Origin of the sequence: Actinomadura sp. K4S16 (assembly GCF_008327685.1) — a bacterium.
GTDB lineage: Bacteria > Actinomycetota > Actinomycetes > Streptosporangiales > Streptosporangiaceae > Spirillospora.
In genome coordinates this window covers 35,401-52,917 of record NZ_BDDE01000023.1, presented here as the reverse complement: position 1 = coordinate 52,917, position 17,517 = coordinate 35,401, and the positions used below count along the sequence as shown (strand labels likewise).

Here is a 17,517-nt window from a genome sequence, read left to right as displayed (position 1 = left end):
CGCCTTCGGGCAGAGGTAGGTGAGCACTACATGGAAGCGACGCACCACGGGTGCAGCGGCCGCCACGCGCCGTACGGCTCGTCCGCGGAACCCCGCCCGGCGGGACCGTCCGGCCCCGGGACCGGCGCGGTGTCCCTGCCGTCGCTGATCGCCGCGGCGTGGCCCAGCCGGGAGGTGCCCTACGGCGACCTCCTGGCCGGGACGCACCCGCGTCCGGTCGGCGGCGGCGGGCCCGGCTACGTCGAGCGCGACTGGGGCGACGGGTCGCACTCGCCGCTGTACTGCCCGGTCGTCGAGCGCGTCGACGACGCCCTCGCCGCCGAGGTGGACGCCCGGCTGCTCGCCTGGGCGCGCGACCGCGGGTTCGACGACCACGAGCTCGACGCGCTGGGCAAGGCGGCCTTCGGGCGGCTGGTCACCCTCGCCCACCCCGACACCGACGACCCCGACGCCCTGCTCGTCGCCGCGCAGCTGAACGCGGGCTGGTGGGCGGCCGACGACTACTACGCCGACGACACCGCGCTCGGCGCCGTGCCCGCGCGGCTGCCGCAGCGCCTCACGCTGGTGATGTCGGCCATGGACCCGGTCCCGCCGGCGGGCGAGTTCACCCCGCCGCTGCGCGAGGCCCTGCACGACGACCTCGTCCTGCGGATGCTCGGCTCGGCCGTCGGCCACCTGAGGCGCCACGCGTCCCACGCGCAGGTCCAGCGCGTCTGCTACTCGACCTTCGCCATGTTCGTGAGCTGGACCGCCTACGCGGCGTGGCGCGAGACCGGCGAGCACCCGCCCGCCTGGGAGTACCTCGCAGCGCGCCAGCACGACAGCTTCTACACCTCGATGACGCTGATCGACGTCGTCGGCGGCTACGAGGTGCCGGGCCGCCTGTTCTACGATCCGCGCGTCCGCCGGGCCGCCTTCCAGGCCGGGACGGCGAGCGTGATCGTGAACGACCTGCACTCGGTGGCCAAGGACGCCGCCGACGAGAACCCGGTCTGCAACCTGGTCCTTCTGATCGCCGCCGACCGGGGCTGCTCGGTGGAGGAGGCGACCGAGGCCGCCGTGGGCCTCCACAACGACCTCGTCCGCGACTTCGAGGCCGGCCACCGGGACCTGGCGGCCGTCCCCTCCCCCGAGCTCCAGCGGTTCCTGCGCGGCCTGCGCGCCTGGATGGGCGGCGGCTTCGAATGGCACGCGACCAACCCGCGCTACCGCGAACACGCCTGAGGGCCGGCCGGCCGGGGGCAGGTCAGACGACGCACCGTGTCACCAGAGGTGGAAGGCGACGCCGTAGGCCCACACGGTGGTGCCCTGGATGCCCGCCCAAAGGCACGTGAAGAGATAGCCGAGGACCAGGCCCGCGGTCGCCCGGCCCCGGCCACCCTCGCCGGTCCGCCTGATCCGCCTGCGCGCGACGTGCCCCATGACGATCGCCACGACGGCGAACTGCCCGAAAGGAAGGAACCCGAGAACGCCCAGCACCATGCTCGCCGTCGCCAGACGGTACGCCGGGGCGTCGCCCGGGTTCGATGCGGTACGCGGTTCCGAGACGACCGGCTCTTCTTCAGGCCCCATGACGGTTCGACGCCCTGGGCCCGCGGAGAGTTGACATGATCGCCGCCGATCGAGGCCAGCGGTCCGCCGTGGGGACGGCGGTGGTCGGCAGCTCGGCGAAGCCGCGCACGTATGGCGAGGCGAGGCGTCGGGCTCGGGCCTCGTCGATGGCGTAGTCGCCGACGCGGGCCGCCAGTTCCTCCAGTGCGATCCGGGCCTCCAGCCGGGCCAGGTTCGCGCCGATGCAGTAGTGCCGGCCCGACCCGAAGCTGATCTTGGCCGTGGTGTCGCGGCCCAGGTCGAACCGGTCGGGGTCGCGGAACACGCGCGGGTCGCGGTTCGCCGCGCCGAGCACCAGGAGGACGCGTGCCCCGGCCGGGACGGTCACGCCGTGCAGGGTGAACTCCCCGGTCACCGTGCGCCCGTCGGCCTGCGCCGGGGCCTCCAGCCGCAGCGTCTCCTCGATCCAGTCGCCGACCCGCCCGAACGCCGCGGACGGGCGGTCCAGATGCCGCCAGGCGCAGTGCCAGGCGTTGGAGATCAGATTCGTGGCGGTCCCGGTGCCGGCCGCGACCAGGACGAGCAGCACGCCGATGATCTCGGCCTCGGTCAGGTGGTCGCCGCCCTCGGCGGCGTACAGCAGGGCCGACACCAGGTCGTCGCGGCGCCGCGCGCGGCGCTCGGCGATCAGGTCGTGGAAGTGGCCCGCCAGGACGGGGATCGCCTCGTGGCAGGCCCGGGTCACGTCTTGGAGGCCCTGCTGATGGTGCACGATCGGGTCGGCCAGCCGCCGCAGTTCGCCGCGGTCGACCTCCGGGACGCCGAGCAGCTCGGAGATGACGTCCATCGGGAGCGGCGCCGCGTAGTCGGCCACGAGGTCGAACTCCGCGCCGTCCAGCGCCCGGTCCAGGTGGCCGCGCGCGATGTCGCGGATCCGCGGCTCCAGGTCGGCGACGCGGCGCGGGGTGAGCGCCTTCGCCACGAGCCCGCGCATCCGGGTGTGCTCGGGCGGGTCCAGCGCGAGGAACGACGCGTGCCTGCGCGCCTGCGGCCCCCACACCGACGGTTCCAGCAGGATCCCGTTGGCGCTGGAGAACCTCCGGAAGTCCCGGAACGCCGCGGTCACGTCCTCGTGCCGCGACAGGACCCAGAAATCCTCCTCGTCATTGCGGTGGACCGGCGCCTCCTCCCGTAACTGCGTGTAAACGGGATACGGATCCTGCTGGATTCCGTAGTCGTACAGGCTGTACCGCACACCCATTGCAGCCTCCTACCGCCATCGAAAGCCGCGCGCCGACCGGTGTCCGCTCCGGCGCCTCGGTCCAACCCCAGCACATCAGCCGCCAGGGCATGGTGACCGCTTACGGCCATCCACCGCTGGACCGTGCCACGGGTCCCGCCTCCAGCGGGCCCGCGTAATGGGCGAAGAACAGCCGGGCCACCAGGTCGCCGCGGGACGCGGCGCCCGACCTGGCGAAGATCGATTTCAGGTGGTCCTGGACGGTGTAGGGCGTCACCCGCAGCCGTCCGGCGATCTGCCTGGTCGACAGGCCCTGCGCGACCAGCTCGGTGACCCGCCGCTCCCGCGCGGTGAAGCCGTACGCGTCCACGATCAGCCGCGCCGTCGTCGGCGTCGAGGACCAGCAGGCCGGCGTCGGTGTCACCGGCCCACGCGCCCTCCAGCAGCAGGCCGCGCCGCAGCCCGTCGGCGATCGGCGCCGCCAGGGACGCCGCGAGCCGCACTTCGGCCGGGGCGAAGTGCGGGCGCCCGGCCTCGCGGAACACGGTCAGCACGCCCCAGGTCCCGGTGCCGCCCGCGAGGACGACGCGCAGCTCGTCGGCGAAGCCGCCGGGCCGACGGATCTCCCGCCGGCGCAGGCTGCGCTCCAGATCGCCCGCGGTGGCCTCGCTCAGGCTGGCCGCCGGGTGCTCCGCGCGGGCGAGCTGTACCCACTTGTTGAAGTCCGGCTCGCGTGCCTCGATCTCCAGGAGGCGCCGCATCTCGGGCGCGGGCAGGCCGTTCTCCACGTACTCGGCGGTCGGGAGCAGGGTCGCCGGGGCGGTCGTCATCAGGCAGGTGCCCTCGGCGGGCACGACGCGGCCCAGCACGTCGCGGACGCGTCCCGGCGCCGCCGCGTTGGCCACGCGCCGAGCCTACAGCGGCCCCGTTGAGCCATCCCAGGAACCTGGGATTCAGCCGCGCCGCCGGCATCTCGCATGCTGGACGGGATGCTGGCACCCGTCAGGCCCTCGCACGGGCCGTCACGAAAGGAACGCGATCCATGACGCCCTTCACCCATGCCGTCCAGGCCGGCTGAGCCGATGGCGACCATCCGGCTCTACATGACGATCTCCCTGGACGGCTACGTCGCCGGACCGGACGACGGCCCCGACGCTCCCCTGGGCACCGGCGGCTTCCGCCTCTTCAACTGGCTCGACCGGCGGCACGAGCCGGGGCCAAGCGGGCAGGTGTATCGGGAGGCGATGGCCACCCGCGCCGTCGTCGCGGGCCGTCGCACCTACGAGCTCGCGGGCCGCTGGCAGGGCGACCACCACGACGGCGTGCCGGTCTTCGTCCTGACCCACTCGGTCCCGGACGACCCGCCGCCGGGCAGCGTCCGCTATGTCACCGACGTTCGTGAATGCGCCGAGCGGGCGCGCGCGGCGGCCGGGGACGGCGACGTGATGGTCCACGGCGCGGGCGCCGCGCAGGCGCTGCTGCGGGCCGGGGAGCTGGACGAGCTCGAACTCCACGTCGTCCCCGTCCTGCTCGGGCAGGGCCGTCGCCTGTTCGACCACCTGCCGCCCGAGCACACCGAACTCCGCCTGGTCCGCCATCTGACCACGCCGGAGGACGAGGACCCCGCGCACGCCGTCATGCACCTGCGCTACCGCGTCGTCCGCCCCTGAGCCGGGGCGCGGTCCGGCGGGGCCGGCGCGCGCCCTCGGCCGGGTCAGGTGGCGGGCTGGTCGCGCAGGCGCTGGACCGGATGGGGGCCGTCGGTCTCCAGGCGGTACTCGTCGCCGAACTTGGCGCGGTGCTCCTCGATGACGCGCTCCTGCGGCGGCCGCTCGGCGTGGATCTTGTCCTGGTACTCCTCGAAGCGGCGGTGGGCCTCCTGGACGTACCCGGTGCCGAGCGTCGTGTAGTCGATCTGCGTGGCCAGCAGTTCGCGCACGTACTGCTTGTTCGGCTCGAAGGTGACCGGCTCGGGCAGTGCGGGCGCCAGGATGCTCTCCGGGTCGCGGCCGTCGTGGCGGCGCATCAGGTCGCAGGCGATCCGCAGGTGCTCCAGCTCCATGTTCAGGTGCAGCTCCCAGATGCCCTTGACCCGCGGGTCGGACTCGGTCTGCATGAACGAGTAGTACAGGTAGCACTCGTTGTACTCGTGGTTGACGAGCCGCTCCCACCAGGTCTCCCCCGGGTCGACCAGCGACTCGTAGTGGGTGACGTGCTCCTCCTCGATCAGGCCGATGTCCTGGTAGAGCCGGCGGGCGATCGGCTCCATGTACATCGGGCCGACGTTCATGTAGAAGTTCATCGTCTGCTGCTCGGCCGCCATGATCGTCAGTGCGTGCAGCTTGGAGATCGGCGCCGCCGCCTCGCGGTCGTAGTGCTCGCGGACGTTGTCGACCGGGTGGCGGTGCTGGAGGTGGCCGGGACGTCCCGGCATCACCTCGGTGAGCTGGTCGACGATCTTCTCGGCCCGGCGGTGCTCGATCATCTCGTACAGGTTGGAGTACCGGTAGAGGTGGTCGAAGTCCTCCAGCAGCCCGAACTGGTAGGCCTGCTGGAGGTACGGGTCGGGCTCCTGGCGGGCGACCCAGCCGGTCAGGTCGACCGCGACCTGCTCGTAGGCGATGGTCGTCTCCAGCACGGACGCCTGGCCGGGCAGCAGCCAGTTGACCACCTTCTGCTGCTGCTCGATGTTGCGGACCTCCGCCAGCTTCTGCTTGACCTCCAGGTCGGGGCAGATGCGGTTGAAGTGGTGGCTGAACATGATCGCCTCCACCTCGATGCCGTTCATCGTGATGATGCGGCAGCGGGTGTAGGGATCGGACTTGTCCGGGTCGACGGGCGCCACGTCCAGCTGGGACCAGTTGCGCAGCTGGTCGTCGAGCGGGATGCCGCGGTGTTCGAGCGGGTTGAAGGCCACCAGGCTCGTCCCTTCCTGCGGGTGCTGTTCGGGCTGACGACCGGTGCGCGTACCCGGGGCGTCCCGTTATGCACCTCTCCGAGCAGCTGTTTCTCAAGATTGGTCCCGCATTGACCGACTCCCTGTCCGAACGGGCGAGAGCCATTCGCATAGGCCGAGGGGCGCTGGGTACGGGCCGCGCATCCCCACCCTTCGGCACCGTCTCACCAGCACGCCCATCTGCACGGACAGCGCCCAGCAGGAGCAGCGGCCGGGCGAGGAAGCGAGGAAGGCCCATGCGGACCACACCCGCGAACGCCGAGACCACCGAGGACGTCGTCGACCTGCTGCGCGCGCAGCACGGCCGGATCAGGGACCTGTTCGACGAGGTCATGGACTCCGAGGGCAAGGAGCGCCGGAAGGCCTTCCAGCAGCTGGTGAAGCTGCTGGCCGTCCACGAGACGGCCGAGGAGGAGATCATCCACCCCATGGCGCGGCGCCTGCCCGGCGGCGACGGCATCGTGGACGACCGCCTTGCCGAGGAGCGCGAGGCCAAGGAGCTGCTCTCCGAGCTGGACGGCATGGACATCGAGGACCCGCGCTTCCTCAAGTCGCTCGACAAGCTGCGCATCGACGTGCTCACCCACGCCCGCGCCGAGGAGCGCTACGAGTTCGACCGGCTCAAGGACCAGTTCAGCCCGGCCCAGCTCAAGGGCTTCGCCGCCGCGGTCCGCGCCGCCGAGGCCACCGCGCCCACGCACCCGCACCCCGGAGTGGAGTCCGCCACCAAGAACATGCTCGCCGGACCGATGGCCTCGGTGGCCGACCGCGTCCGCGACCTGATCCGAGACGCCCGCGGCAAGCACTGACCCGGCGCGTTCCGTCGCGGCCGAGCCGCCCCGACCGGCCGGTACCGCCGATGGGCGGTACCGACGCGATCGGGGCGTTCGTGCGGGGCCTGCCGGTGGCTAGGTCAGGTGCCGGGTGAAGAAGGCCGCCGCGGCGTCCCCGGCGAACTGCGGGACGCCGGTGTGCCCGCCCATGTTGGCGTGCAGGGTCTTCTCCTTGGAGCCGAAGGCGTCGAACAGGTCCAGGGCCACCTGCCGGTCGTTGCCTTCGTCGTCCCACTGCAGCAGGACGTGCAGCGGAATGGTGACCTGCCGGGCCTCCTCGAAGATGACGCGGGGCACGAAGCTCCCGGCGAACAGAACGGCGGCCGAGATGCGCGGCTCGACCACCGCCAGCCGGACGCCGATGGCGATCACTCCCCCCGAGAATCCGACCGGGCCGCCGATCTCGGGCAGCGCGAGGAGGGCGTCCAGGGTGGCCCGCCATTCCGGGACCCCCTTGTCGACCAGCGGAAGGACGAGCCGGTCGACGATCTCGTCGCCGACCGGCTCACCGGCCTCGACCGCCCGGCGCAGGTCGGCGCGGGCCTGCTCGGCGGCGGCCGAACGGGGCCGGTCACCGCTGCCGGGAAGCTCGATGGCGGCCGAGGCGAAGCCGCTCTCCGCCGCGGAGTGCCGGGCCCGCCCCGCCAGCCGGGGGCGCATCTTGTCCAGCCCGCCGGGGTGGCCGAGCAGGATCAGCGGCACCGGCGCCGAAGCAGACGCGGATCCGGGCGTCCAGAGGATGCCGGGGATGTCGCCGAGGGTGAAGTCGCGTTCGAGGACGCCGTCGTCGAAGCGCTGCTCAGAAGTGAACCGCATGGTCGTGCCTTTCGGGAGTGCTCTTGAACGGCGCTCCCGGACGACCTATCGCCCGACCGTGACCCCAGAGGGGAGCACCCATGTCGATGTGTTCACGGGTACCACCTCCTCGGTCTGCCGCACGGCCTCCCGAAAAGTAGCAGTGGCCGCCGCGGCCCGCCAACGGGTTTTCGCGAAGGCCCGCTCTTGCGGGTGACGCCGGATGATCGGCCTGCGTACCCTTTGCCCAGACGCACGGCTGAGGTGGACACTCGGTTCGCACGGGGAGGACCGGCGGGATGCCCGAGCGAGAACGCGTGTCGAGCGGAATGACGGTCTTCCTGTTCATCGCGGCGCTCTTGGCGATTCTGTGGGTCCCTATGGTCTGGGGCCCCAAGACCGACGATCCCTACTTCCAGCAGGAGATCTGCGGAGGCTCGATGACGCCAGGGGGGCGCGCGGCGATAACCGCGTCCGGGTGGTCCACCGACTGCATCGAGGCGGACCCCGACCGGGTTCGTGTGGTCAACCGGCTCGCCGTCCCGGTGACGCTGTGCATGGGGCAGTCCGGGGTCTGCGACACCGAGCACGAGTCTCCCATTCCAGGTGGACGGGCAACGCTCAGGCCCGGCGAATCCAGGAAACTGAAGTTCCCTGCGGGAAGGGTCTGGTTCTTCGGCCATCAACGGACCTACCCGGTCACATTGCTGCCGGTATCCGGGAAGAGGTTCACCACTCAGGACATGGGCGTGGTCGCTGAAACGCACACGAACAACGACTGAACCGGCCATCGTGCTCCAGTTGAGTACCGCACCGCGCGTATCTGAGTAGGCGAGCGGATCGGTCGAGCGGCCGGAAGCCGGTTCACTGAGGTTGTGATCATGAATGACACCGCCGCCGCCCCTCGGACGCGATCGGGCTGGCGGGTGGCCGCGGCGGTCGCGCTCGCCCTGCTCCTGCCCCTCACCGTGCTCGCCTGGCTGTGCGTGCTCTCCACCCCGGAGTACGGCCGCTGCCTCACCTATGGGGAGCAGTGCGACCCGGCCGCGGAGACCCTCCTGCCCATCGCCTGGTGGAGCTTCTGGGCCAGCGGCGCCGCCGGCGTCGGCGCACTGCTGCTCCGGTCCGCCTGGACGGTGACCGCGCGGATCCGCCCGGTCCTCGTCGCGGGCCAGGTAGTGCTTCTCCTCGTGACCCAGACCGCCGTGATCGTCAGCGGCTGAGACGGCGACGGCTTCCCGAGAGCCGAGGCAGGATCATCCGGGCGACAGGGGCCATGGATGACCGACCGTGCTTCGCCGATGGTCTTTCGCTCAACAGGTCTTCCGCTCGGTTCGCCGTGACCGCCGCTGCCGGGTGCGTGCGGGGTCGCCTGGACCTGCATGGCCGGGGCGCTCATGCAGGTCCACGGCGCGGAGCTACTCCCCGCCGGTCTCGGCCGCCTCGGCCGCGGCGCGGGACTCGATGATCTCCTGCTCGGCGCGGGTGTGGCCCTCGATGATGATCTTGACGACCTCCTCCGGGTCGTCGGTGAGGTGGAACAGGTCGATGTCCTGCGGCGAGATCTTGCCGGAGGTCAGCATCGACTCCTTGATCCAGTCGAGCAGGCCGCCCCAGAACCGGGTGCCGACCAGGACGATCGGGAAGCGGGTGATCTTCTTGGTCTGGACGAGGGTGATCGCCTCGAACAGCTCGTCCAGCGTCCCGAAGCCGCCCGGCAGGACGACGAACGCCTGCGAGTACTTCACGAACATCGTCTTGCGGACGAAGAAGTACCGGAACTCCAGGCCGATGTCGAGGTGGTCGTTGAGCTTCTGCTCGAACGGCAGCTCGATGCCCAGGCCGACCGACAGGCCGCCGTTCTCGTCGCAGCCCTTGTTGGCCGCCTCCATGATCCCCGGACCGCCGCCGGTGATGACGGCGTAGCCGGCCTCGTGCAGGCGGGCGCCGATGTCGACGGCGAGCCCGTACTCCGGGGAGTCCGGCTTGGTGCGGGCGCTGCCGAAGACGCTGACGGCCTTCGGCAGCTCGGCGAGGAGGCCGAAGCCCTCGACGAACTCCGCCTGGATCCGCAGCACCCGCCAGGGGTCGGCGTGGACCCAGTCGACCGGGCCCCGGCTGTCGAGGAGCCGCTGGTCGGTCGTCGTCGGGGGGACGGCGCGTCCCCGGAGCATGGCCGGGCCCTGGCGCCGCGAGCGGGAATTCACATCCAGTGTCATGGAGCCACGGTAATGGGACCCTCCAGCCACATGCGCATACGTTGCTCGCACTCGCCGATGAGAGGGATCTCGACGTACTCGTCCCGCGTGTGCGCGAGGGTGGGTTCGCCGGGGCCGTAGTTGACGGCCGGGACGCCGAGTTCGGCGAAGCGGGCGACGTCGGTCCAGCCGAGCTTGGCGCGGACCTCGGCGCCGCTCGCCGAGGCGAACGCGGCGGCGGCCGGGTGGGTCAGCCCTGGCCGGGCGGCGGGCGCGGCGTCGGTCACCGTCACCTGGAAGCCCGCGAAGGTTTCCCGAAGGTACGCCTCCGCGTCGGCGAGGGACTTGTCGGGCGCGAACCGGTAGTTCACGGTGACGACGCACTCGTCCGGGATGACGTTCCCTGCGACGCCGCCCGAGATGAACACCGCGTTCAGGCCCTCGTGGTACTCCAGGCCGTCCACAATCGGCCGGGACGGCTCGTAGGCGCGCAGGACGTCCAGGATCGCCCCGGCCGAGTGGATCGCGTTGGACCCCATCCAGGCGCGCGCACTGTGCGCCCGCTCCCCCGTCGCGGTGACCTCCACGCGCATCGTGCCCTGGCAGCCGCCCTCGATCAGCCCGCCGGTGGGCTCCATCAGCACGGCGAAGTCGCCCGCGAGCAGGTCGGGCCGGGACGCCGCGAGGTGCCGCAGCCCGTTGCGCTCGGCCTCGACCTCCTCGCAGTCGTAGAAGACGTAGGTGATGTCGCGGGTGGGTTCGGCGACGGTCGCGGCGAGCCGCAGCGCGACCGCGACGCCGCTCTTCATGTCGGTGGTGCCGCAGCCGTAGAGGCGGTCCTCCTCCACGCGGGACGGGAGGTTGCCGTTCAGCGGGACGGTGTCGAGGTGCCCCGCCAGGACGACCCGCTCGGCGCGTCCGAGATCCGTGCGCGCGACGACGTTGTTGCCGACGCGCTCCACCGCCAGGTGCGGCAGTGCCCGCAGCGCCTCCTCGACGGCGCCGGCCAGGGATTCCTCCCCGCCGCTCACCGACTCGATGTCGACGACGGCCGCCGTCAGGTCCGCGACGTCTGAGAAGAGATCAAGCCCCATGCTCGAAGGTTATCTATCATCGCGTTCGTGGAGATGCCCGTACTGGAGTGCGCCGTCCACTGGGCGCGTCCCGACGACGACCCCCGGATGCGCGACCTCCTGGACGAGGGGGAGCGCGCCCGCTATGAGCGCTTCATGCGCGCCGAGGACAAGGCCCGGTTCGTCACCGGGCGATGGCTCGCGCGCACGGTCCTCGCCGAGGCCACCGGCAGGCCTCCGCGCGACCTCCGCTTCACCACCGACTGCCCGCACTGCGGCGGCTCGCACGGCAAGCCCCGCCTGCCCGGCAGCGATCTGGACTTCTCGCTCTCCCACTCCGGGGACCGCGTCCTGCTCGTCCTGGTCGAGGGCGCCGCGGTCGGGGCGGACGTGGAGCAGGAGAGCGACCGCGACATCAACAGCCTCGCCAGGATGGTTCTCACCGACGCAGAGGGCGAGGTGCTGCGGACCATGGACGACCGGAAACGCGGCTTCCACGCCTACTGGAGCCGGAAAGAAGCCCTTCTGAAGGCGACGGGCCACGGGCTGGCCGCCTCGATGACCGCGATCCACGTCTCCGGCCCGGACGAGCCGCCCGAGGTCGTCGCGTGGGAGGGCGAGGCGGCGGTCTCACCCGTCCGCCTCGCCGACCTGGACGCGGGCCCCGGCTACGCGGCCGCGGCCGCCGTCCTCACCGACCGTCCCCTCAGGGTCAACCAGGTGCCGCTCAGGTGTTGATGCCGTGGTCGCGGAGGATGTCGTTGAGGGACGCCTTGTCGTGGCGCTGCCCCTCCTCCAGCCGCTTGAGGATCAGCACCGCCGGCAGGCCGAACGTGCCGCCCTTGAACTCCTTGTAGCGGGTGCCGCCGACGGCGACGCACCAGTCGGGGATGCGCCCGCGGCTGATCTCCTCGCCGGTCTCGACGTCGATGACCGGCATGGACGCCGACAGGTTCGTCCCGGACCCGACGACGGCGCCGCGGCCCACCCGCGCCCCCTCGACGATCATGGACCGGCTGCCGATCATCGCCTCGTCCTCGATGATCACCGGCTTGGCGTTCGGGGGCTCCAGCACGCCGCCGATGCCGACGCCGCCCGACAGGTGGACGTTCTTGCCGACCTGCGCGCACGACCCGACGGTGGCCCAGGTGTCGACCATCGTCCCGGAGTCGACATAGGCGCCGATGTTGGTGAAAGACGGCATGAGGACGACACCCGGGGCGAGGTAGGCGCCCCAGCGCGCGATGGCGCCCGGGACGACCCGCACGCCGTCCAGGCGCGTCTTCAGCGGGATGCGGTCGTGGTAACGGAAGTCGCCCACCTGGGAGCGCGCCATGCCGAGGACCTTGAAGCTCAGCAGGATGGCGCGCTTGGCCCGCTCGTCGACGACCACCTCGTCGGTCGCGGGGTCGATCTGCGCGACGCGGGCCTCGCCGGTGTCGATCTGGTCGACGGCGGCCACGATGGCCTCACGCGCGTCGGCGTCGTCCGGGCTCAGCTCGGCGCGCCGCTCCCACAGCTCGTCGATGCCGCCGGAGATCGGGCTGGTGAACGTTTCGGTCATGCCTCCTGAGCTTACTGGTGGCCATCTGCCAGTACTGTCTTCGCGTGGCTGTTTGGGCGAGGTTGAAGGCGCGCCCCGAGGAGGGGGCGGGCGGCGGGCGCGGCCGGCGCGGTGCCCGCTGGGCTGCGGTCCTGTCCGTCGTCGTGCTGCTGGTGGGCGTGGGCGCCTACGTGGCCTTCCAGCGGGCGCGGCCCTACCTGCACGGCTCGGGCTGCGAGGTGCAGACGTCCCTGGGCAAGATGCCGCTCGACCTGGAGCAGGGCGCGAACGCCGCCACCATCGCCGCCGTCGCGTTCCGCAAGCAGCTCCCCGAGCGCGCCGTCGTCATCGCCTACGCGACCGCGATCCAGGAGTCGCACATCCACAACCTGCCGGGCGGCGACCGCGACTCGGTCGGCATGTTCCAGCAGCGCCCGTCACAAGGCTGGGGCACGCCCGACAAGCTCCGCGACCCCGTCCAGTCCACCAGCAAGTTCTTCGACGCCCTCGTCAAGGTCAAGGACTACCTCGACCGCGACCTGCACGACGCGGCGCAGAAGGTCCAGCGCAGCGCCGACGGCCGCGCCTACGCCCAGCACGAGCCCGACGGCAAGCTCCTCGCGACGGCCTTCACCGGCCGCGAGCCCGCCACCGCCCGCTGCTGGTACCCGCCCGACAAGAAGACCACGTCCCGCCGCCCGGAGGCCCTCCGCGAGATGCGCCGCGCCTTCGGCAGCCGCCTGAAGGTCGGCGGCCCCGGCCCCCTCAAGGCGGGCTCCCCGTCCGACCCGAAATCGTGGAACGCGGTGCAGGTGACGAACCCCCGCTCAGGCTGGGCGGTGGCGAGCTGGGCCGTGACCCACGCCCAGGCCTACGGCCTCACCGAGATCCGCTACGCCGGCAAGCACTGGAAGTCCAACGCCGGCCACGACGGCTGGACCGAGGACAAGCAGGCCCCCCAGAACACGGTGATCGTCCAGTAGTCGTCCGGCACGGCCGGATGCGGGGGACGGCACCCCGCCCGAAGGGATCGGCGAAGCCGGATGAGCCTGGCCAGCACGCACGACGTTCAGATCCACCCCCGAGTCGTGGTCAAGACGTACCGGCCCGGGAGTCGCGATGCGGCGAAGCGGGAATGGCGAGCGCTGACACTGCTCGCCGATTACGCCCCCGGCCTCGCACCGTCCCCCATAACCGCCGAGCTGGCGACCGAGCCCGCCCGCGTGACGATGACGAGGCTCGCCGGCACTCCTCTGACTCCCCCGGTGACCACCGCGCAGGTAGAGGCCATGGCGGACGCCATCAAGGCGATGCAGCAAGCAATCCCCCGCGACCTCCTCACAACACTCCCGCCACGAGCAGGGTCCCCAGCGGAAATGCTCACCGACCTCCGTCTAGCGTTCCCCATGCTCCCCATGCCGACATCCGACCGAATGATCGAGGAAGCGTTCGACGAGGCGTCCGCATGGATACGACGCCCAGCGCTGGACGCGTTCGCAGCCGAGGAACACGAGCCGGTGCTAGGCACAGGCGACGGCAACCTGGCCAACTACCTCTGGAACGGCCAGACGGTAGGCATCGTGGACTTCGAGCACTCCGGCCGCAGCGACCAGCTCTACGAACTGGCCGAAACCGTCGAACACATCTCCCTAGCCGCCCCGGACGTCATCGACGCCACCCAGATCCTCGACCACTTCGGCCTCTCCCCCACCCAAGCGGCACGCCTACAAGAGTCCCGACGCCTCCTGGCCACGTTCTGGCTGGTGGCCATCCTGCGCCGCACCCCACCCCAGGAAGCCCCACCCGAACTCCTGAAGCACCAAGCAACCCGCGTCCTGACCCTGCTCCACTGAACGGCAGGGCAGACGCCCCCAGGACGGCCACCCGAAGCCCCGAACTACGCGCCCCGCAGTCGCCCCACGAGCTAACGCGCAGCCGCCGGAGTCAGCCCCAGACAAGGTCCGTCCGGATCCTTGGAGTCCCGAACCAGAACACACCCCGCCCCAGCGGCAACCTCCACACACTCACCACCCGAGCCACCGCTGTAACTACTCTTCCGCCACCGGAGATCACGTCGATCTCCGCGGTTCACAACTTCTCGCCGCGCAGTCGGCCCATCAGGGCACACGCCGCTGCCCGGGACAGATCCAGGTGTGGACCGTTGGGGTCCTTGGAGTCTCGGATCAGCAACCGTCCTGGGGTTGCGGCAACTTCAACGCATTCGCCTCCAGTGCCGTCGCTATGGCTGCTCTTCCGCCACAGGACGCCCGCCTGTTCTGAATGCATCACAGATACCCCTCGCGCACTCGAAGCATGAACTCGATGGACTCAGCTTGGCTGAGAGCTTCCCCCATCACCAGATTGAAATGTACTCCGGCTTTGAAGAGCACGTCCTTGTCTCCGATGAGCTGACTGACGTGACCTGCCTCGGTGTACATGAGGTCGGAATCTCGCGCGAAGCTGAGCAGGATGAAGCCGCCGCCCAGCGCAAGCGGCGTGATCCTGTCGAAGGGCATGACAAGCACCTGAACGTTGGGCCGCTGAGTCATATCGACGAGGTGGTCGATCTGCTCCACCATGACCTTTGAGCCTCCCACCGGCCTCCGAAGTGCGGATTCGTCCAGGACGAACATCGCTTCCGGAGGGTTCTCGCGATGGAAGATCTCTTGCCTTTCCATCCGTACAGCGACACGACCGTCGAGGGTTTCGGCCGGCTCGTTTCGGTCCATGATGCCTCGCGCATAGGCCTCCACCTGGAGAAGGCCAGGGACCAATTGGGCTGCAACGGCACGGACGCCTATGGCTATCGCCTCCTGAACCCGGTAGTCGTCGAAGCTAGGGCGCAGCACGCGGTGACGGCCGGCGCGGCGGATGGCGGTGTAGAGGCGGTGGAAGTGGCCGTCGTCCTGGTCCGAGCCGTCGGTCTTGAAGTAGGTGTCCAGGTCAAGGGCCGTCTGCTCGGAGACGGCCTTGTCCGCCTTCTCCATCTGGCAGATCCACTGCGGGGTGCAGCCGAGGGCGCTTGCGAGCTGGTTCTGGGACAGCTTCGCGCGCTGGCGCATCCTGCGCAGCTCTTCACCGAAGTGGACGCGCAGCGCGTCGGGGTCTTGCTGGTCGCTGGCCATGGCGAGGGCCTCCGGCACTCGGTTGACGGGGGCGTCGGGGGGTGGACGTCCACTTGAAACAGCTTCGTAGCTGACAGTAATCGATCGACTGCATTCTGTCCCACGAATCGAACGCAGACCAACGAGTTCGGCCACGAAGGGGCAGGTCAACCAATGAAAGACACGAGAACGGCCGGGATAGAGCGAGACTTCCCCGCCTGGATGGTGTGGATATCCCAGCAGGGCGAGTACTGGGGCGCGGTCCGACGCGATCCAAAGCCCAGCATGCCCGCAACCGTCATAGCCGACTCCGAGGACGAACTACGCGCAGGGCTCGCGGCCCAACCGTCCAGCGGGGAGCTGAGCCGATGAACCCGGCAGCCGGCCTGACGACTTGGATCCCCGGCTTGCAAGTCTGGTACGGGATCTACACCCGCTCATGGTGGGCGTTCGTCCCCGGCCTCCCAGACCGACTGATCGAAGCCCCGTCCCCGGACCTCCTGGCCCAGAGTCTGACTTCACTGGCCATGCGAACCGCGAACCACCGACCCGCACCATCCCGGCGACAGCGACGCAATGCGCCCTAGAACCCCGGCCGTAGATCGCGAGCTTGCGTGCCATCACCGCGCACAGAGACCTTCGTGCGCTCCAGGAAGGGCATTAGGTTTACGTTCATGGTCAGAGACACGCCGCCGGAAGCCGCCATGCGGTACGTGATCCTCGTCGAGGAAGTGATTCCCATCGGGAGCGACGACCACCACTGGCAGCTCGTCAAGACGATCCCCGTGGAGGGCGACCGCACCGTCGCCGACGCACGGGCACAGGCTCTGGCCATGGAACACGTCCCCGAGTCGATCTACATACCTCGCGGCGCAACCCCCGGTCGGAGCGTGTTCAGGCTCTCCGACGGGTCGTGGCTGGTGGAGGTGAGCACCCCCGCTTCTTCCAGCCCGAAACTTGCCCGGATCACCACAGCCGAGCAGGTGCACGTCCAGCAATACCTCCCACCGCCCGACGACACTCCCCCGCCCCGCAAGCGCCGCCTGCTCCGCCGCGGCTGACCGTCGAGATTTCGCAGTCAGAAACACCTGAGCGCGTCGAGCCGCCCCCGGAACGGCTGATCGCCACCGTGCGTCACCCGAAGACGCTACTCAATCCTGGAAAAAACGGCGCCCAATTTGCCCGTTCCAATCTCTTCAATGCGCTCGACCCTCCAAGTTCGCTCGCCGACGGGGAAGGTGTCGCCAAGGCGTAGGGTGAACTCTTTTTCTCCGCCATCCTTGACGAAAGGAATCACCTCTGACGGGACACCATCTCCTCCTAGATTCACGTCGACCAAGCCCATCTTCACCCCCTCATCCAAGTGAGCCTGGGTTCCTTCCTGAAGGGCAACATTCTTGCGCACCATGATTACTCCAATGTCGTATAGCGTGGCCGTGCTTCGCGTTTGAATTCTTGGCCGGGGCTGGGCTTCCGGTGCTTGCCGAGTCCCCGGGACATCGTGATCGTCCAGTGGTCGGCCGCCCGGGGCGAGAGTCAGGGCCGCCGTTAGCCGCCCGGGTGCCGGTCAGTCGATGCGGTATTGGGTGGTGATGCCTGCGATCAGTAGTTCTAGGCCCTCTGCGAAGTGGCGGTCGTAGTCCGTGAAGATCTCGGGGCCCGCGGCGGCGGAGAGGGGGAAGTCGGCCATCATTCGGGCGCGTTCCTCGACGTCGAAGCCCTCGCGGCGCTCGTCGGGGAGGGGTTCGACGCCCTGCTCCTCGATGACGAAGCCGATCGTGTACAGGTACGTCGTCAACGTCGCACGGACCGCCTGGGCGAGGGTGAAGCCGGCGGCGGTGAAGAGGCGCAGGTTGTCCTCCATCTGCTCGGCGTGCTCGATGCCCGTGAAGCGTGAGCCGCTGAAGACCTTCGCGCCGTCGCGGTAAGCGCGCAGTGCCTCGCGAAAGCCGTGGTTGGACTTGCGCAGCCGTTCCTGCCAGGTGTCGTCGGGATGGAGCGGGGTCCCGGCGACCATCCGGCGGTACATCTCGGTGGCCATTTCGTCGAGCAGGGCCTGCTTGTCTTTGAAGTGCCAGTACAGGGCGGGTGCCTGGACGCCCAGCTCGCGGCCGATGGCGCTCAGCGTCAGGCCTTCCAGGCCCACCTCGTTCAGGAGGTTCAGGGCGGCGTCCGCGACCCGCTTGCGGTCGAGGGGCGCACGCCGTCTGGTGGTCACGCTTGA

At 70.2% G+C, this 17,517-nt stretch carries 22 protein-coding genes; 9 read left to right on the top strand and 13 right to left on the bottom strand.

What is annotated here, in order from left to right:
* Positions 1 to 30 precede the first annotated feature (30 nt).
* Positions 31 to 1,224 (top strand): family 2 encapsulin nanocompartment cargo protein terpene cyclase, encoded by a 1,194-nt coding sequence (locus K4S16_RS35270; protein ID WP_200842299.1) that lies wholly within the window; start codon positions 31 to 33, stop codon positions 1,222 to 1,224.
* Positions 1,225 to 1,263: 39 nt separating this feature from the next.
* Here the strand turns inward: K4S16_RS35270 and K4S16_RS35265 are convergent, their stop codons facing one another.
* The 3 genes from K4S16_RS35265 to K4S16_RS35255 all read right to left on the bottom strand — a co-directional run bounded on the left by K4S16_RS35265 (position 1,264) and on the right by K4S16_RS35255 (position 3,215).
* Positions 1,264 to 1,572: a DUF4190 domain-containing protein gene (locus tag K4S16_RS35265; RefSeq protein WP_149263411.1), complete on the bottom strand. Its 309-nt coding sequence runs from the start codon at positions 1,570 to 1,572 to the stop codon at positions 1,264 to 1,266.
* The gene (locus K4S16_RS35260) at positions 1,562 to 2,812 is read right to left on the bottom strand and encodes a cytochrome P450 (protein WP_149263410.1); all 1,251 of its coding nucleotides are present in this window, start codon (positions 2,810 to 2,812) and stop codon (positions 1,562 to 1,564) included. Before K4S16_RS35260 ends, K4S16_RS35265 begins: the two co-directional genes overlap by 11 nt.
* 100 nt (positions 2,813 to 2,912) lie before the next feature.
* Positions 2,913 to 3,215 (bottom strand): response regulator transcription factor, encoded by a 303-nt coding sequence (locus K4S16_RS35255; protein ID WP_149263409.1) that lies wholly within the window; start codon positions 3,213 to 3,215, stop codon positions 2,913 to 2,915.
* 658 nt (positions 3,216 to 3,873) lie between these two features.
* Here K4S16_RS35255 and K4S16_RS35250 point away from each other — a divergent pair.
* Positions 3,874 to 4,461 carry a dihydrofolate reductase family protein gene (locus K4S16_RS35250; RefSeq protein ID WP_149263408.1) on the top strand — a complete coding sequence of 196 codons (588 nt, stop codon included), beginning with the start codon at positions 3,874 to 3,876 and terminating at the stop codon, positions 4,459 to 4,461.
* Positions 4,462 to 4,505: 44 nt separating this feature from the next.
* Here K4S16_RS35250 and K4S16_RS35245 read toward each other — a convergent pair whose 3' ends face one another.
* Positions 4,506 to 5,708 (bottom strand): hypothetical protein, encoded by a 1,203-nt coding sequence (locus tag K4S16_RS35245; RefSeq protein ID WP_149263407.1) that lies wholly within the window; start codon positions 5,706 to 5,708, stop codon positions 4,506 to 4,508.
* A gap of 275 nt (positions 5,709 to 5,983) precedes the next feature.
* Here K4S16_RS35245 and K4S16_RS35240 point away from each other — a divergent pair, with 275 nt between their 5' ends.
* On the top strand, positions 5,984 to 6,556 hold the full coding sequence (locus K4S16_RS35240; protein ID WP_149263406.1) for a hemerythrin domain-containing protein: 573 nt from the start codon (positions 5,984 to 5,986) through the stop codon (positions 6,554 to 6,556).
* 99 nt (positions 6,557 to 6,655) lie between these two features.
* Here the strand turns inward: K4S16_RS35240 and K4S16_RS35235 are convergent, their stop codons facing one another.
* Positions 6,656 to 7,396 carry a dienelactone hydrolase family protein gene (locus K4S16_RS35235; protein WP_149263405.1) on the bottom strand — a complete coding sequence of 247 codons (741 nt, stop codon included), beginning with the start codon at positions 7,394 to 7,396 and terminating at the stop codon, positions 6,656 to 6,658.
* A 278-nt stretch (positions 7,397 to 7,674) separates the two neighbouring features.
* On the opposite strand from K4S16_RS35235, the gene K4S16_RS35230 reads away from it, so the two are divergent.
* Entirely contained in the window at positions 7,675 to 8,157 is a 483-nt protein-coding gene (locus K4S16_RS35230) for a hypothetical protein (RefSeq protein WP_149263404.1), read from the top strand.
* Positions 8,158 to 8,256: 99 nt separating this feature from the next.
* Positions 8,257 to 8,598 (top strand): hypothetical protein, encoded by a 342-nt coding sequence (locus K4S16_RS35225; RefSeq protein WP_149263403.1) that lies wholly within the window; start codon positions 8,257 to 8,259, stop codon positions 8,596 to 8,598.
* Between the two features lie 195 nt (positions 8,599 to 8,793).
* Here the strand turns inward: K4S16_RS35225 and K4S16_RS35220 are convergent, their stop codons facing one another.
* Together K4S16_RS35220 and dapE are read right to left on the bottom strand one after the other, a co-directional pair.
* Positions 8,794 to 9,594 (bottom strand): TIGR00730 family Rossman fold protein, encoded by an 801-nt coding sequence (locus K4S16_RS35220; protein ID WP_149263402.1) that lies wholly within the window; start codon positions 9,592 to 9,594, stop codon positions 8,794 to 8,796.
* Positions 9,591 to 10,667, bottom strand: a complete 1,077-nt coding sequence (dapE, locus tag K4S16_RS35215; RefSeq protein ID WP_149263401.1) for a succinyl-diaminopimelate desuccinylase — start codon at positions 10,665 to 10,667, stop codon at positions 9,591 to 9,593. The genes K4S16_RS35220 and dapE overlap by 4 nt, the downstream gene beginning before the upstream one ends.
* A 33-nt stretch (positions 10,668 to 10,700) precedes the next feature.
* Between dapE and K4S16_RS35210 the strand changes: the two genes are divergently transcribed.
* The gene (locus K4S16_RS35210) at positions 10,701 to 11,384 is read left to right on the top strand and encodes a 4'-phosphopantetheinyl transferase superfamily protein (protein WP_235037289.1); all 684 of its coding nucleotides are present in this window, start codon (positions 10,701 to 10,703) and stop codon (positions 11,382 to 11,384) included.
* Here the strand turns inward: K4S16_RS35210 and K4S16_RS35205 are convergent.
* Positions 11,374 to 12,210, bottom strand: coding sequence for a 2,3,4,5-tetrahydropyridine-2,6-dicarboxylate N-succinyltransferase (locus K4S16_RS35205; RefSeq protein ID WP_149263399.1), 837 nt, complete (start codon positions 12,208 to 12,210; stop codon positions 11,374 to 11,376). The two genes, K4S16_RS35210 and K4S16_RS35205, sit on opposite strands and share 11 nt — an antisense overlap.
* A 44-nt stretch (positions 12,211 to 12,254) precedes the next feature.
* Here K4S16_RS35205 and K4S16_RS35200 point away from each other — a divergent pair, with 44 nt between their 5' ends.
* Positions 12,255 to 13,172, top strand: a complete 918-nt coding sequence (locus K4S16_RS35200; RefSeq protein WP_235037269.1) for a hypothetical protein — start codon at positions 12,255 to 12,257, stop codon at positions 13,170 to 13,172.
* A 60-nt stretch (positions 13,173 to 13,232) separates the two neighbouring features.
* The gene (locus K4S16_RS35195; protein ID WP_149263398.1) at positions 13,233 to 14,042 is read left to right on the top strand and encodes an aminoglycoside phosphotransferase family protein; all 810 of its coding nucleotides are present in this window, start codon (positions 13,233 to 13,235) and stop codon (positions 14,040 to 14,042) included.
* A 71-nt stretch (positions 14,043 to 14,113) separates the two neighbouring features.
* Here K4S16_RS35195 and K4S16_RS35190 read toward each other — a convergent pair whose 3' ends face one another.
* From K4S16_RS35190 to K4S16_RS35180, 3 genes are read right to left on the bottom strand one after another with little or no spacing between them, the layout of a single operon-like run.
* Positions 14,114 to 14,281, bottom strand: a complete 168-nt coding sequence (locus K4S16_RS35190; RefSeq protein WP_149263397.1) for a DUF397 domain-containing protein — start codon at positions 14,279 to 14,281, stop codon at positions 14,114 to 14,116.
* Positions 14,278 to 14,475, bottom strand: a complete 198-nt coding sequence (locus K4S16_RS35185; protein WP_149263396.1) for a DUF397 domain-containing protein — start codon at positions 14,473 to 14,475, stop codon at positions 14,278 to 14,280. The genes K4S16_RS35190 and K4S16_RS35185 overlap by 4 nt, the downstream gene beginning before the upstream one ends.
* On the bottom strand, positions 14,475 to 15,314 hold the full coding sequence (locus K4S16_RS35180) for a helix-turn-helix transcriptional regulator (protein WP_149263395.1): 840 nt from the start codon (positions 15,312 to 15,314) through the stop codon (positions 14,475 to 14,477). Before K4S16_RS35180 ends, K4S16_RS35185 begins: the two co-directional genes overlap by 1 nt.
* 653 nt (positions 15,315 to 15,967) lie before the next feature.
* On the opposite strand from K4S16_RS35180, the gene K4S16_RS35170 reads away from it, so the two are divergent.
* Complete coding sequence (locus K4S16_RS35170; protein WP_149263393.1) at positions 15,968 to 16,354, top strand: hypothetical protein; 387 nt, start codon at positions 15,968 to 15,970, stop codon at positions 16,352 to 16,354.
* Positions 16,355 to 16,440: 86 nt separating this feature from the next.
* Here K4S16_RS35170 and K4S16_RS35165 read toward each other — a convergent pair whose 3' ends face one another.
* The gene (locus K4S16_RS35165; protein WP_149263392.1) at positions 16,441 to 16,701 is read right to left on the bottom strand and encodes a DUF6406 domain-containing protein; all 261 of its coding nucleotides are present in this window, start codon (positions 16,699 to 16,701) and stop codon (positions 16,441 to 16,443) included.
* A gap of 159 nt (positions 16,702 to 16,860) precedes the next feature.
* The gene (locus tag K4S16_RS35160; RefSeq protein WP_149263391.1) at positions 16,861 to 17,511 is read right to left on the bottom strand and encodes a TetR/AcrR family transcriptional regulator C-terminal domain-containing protein; all 651 of its coding nucleotides are present in this window, start codon (positions 17,509 to 17,511) and stop codon (positions 16,861 to 16,863) included.
* Between the last annotated feature and the right edge of the window lie 6 nt (positions 17,512 to 17,517).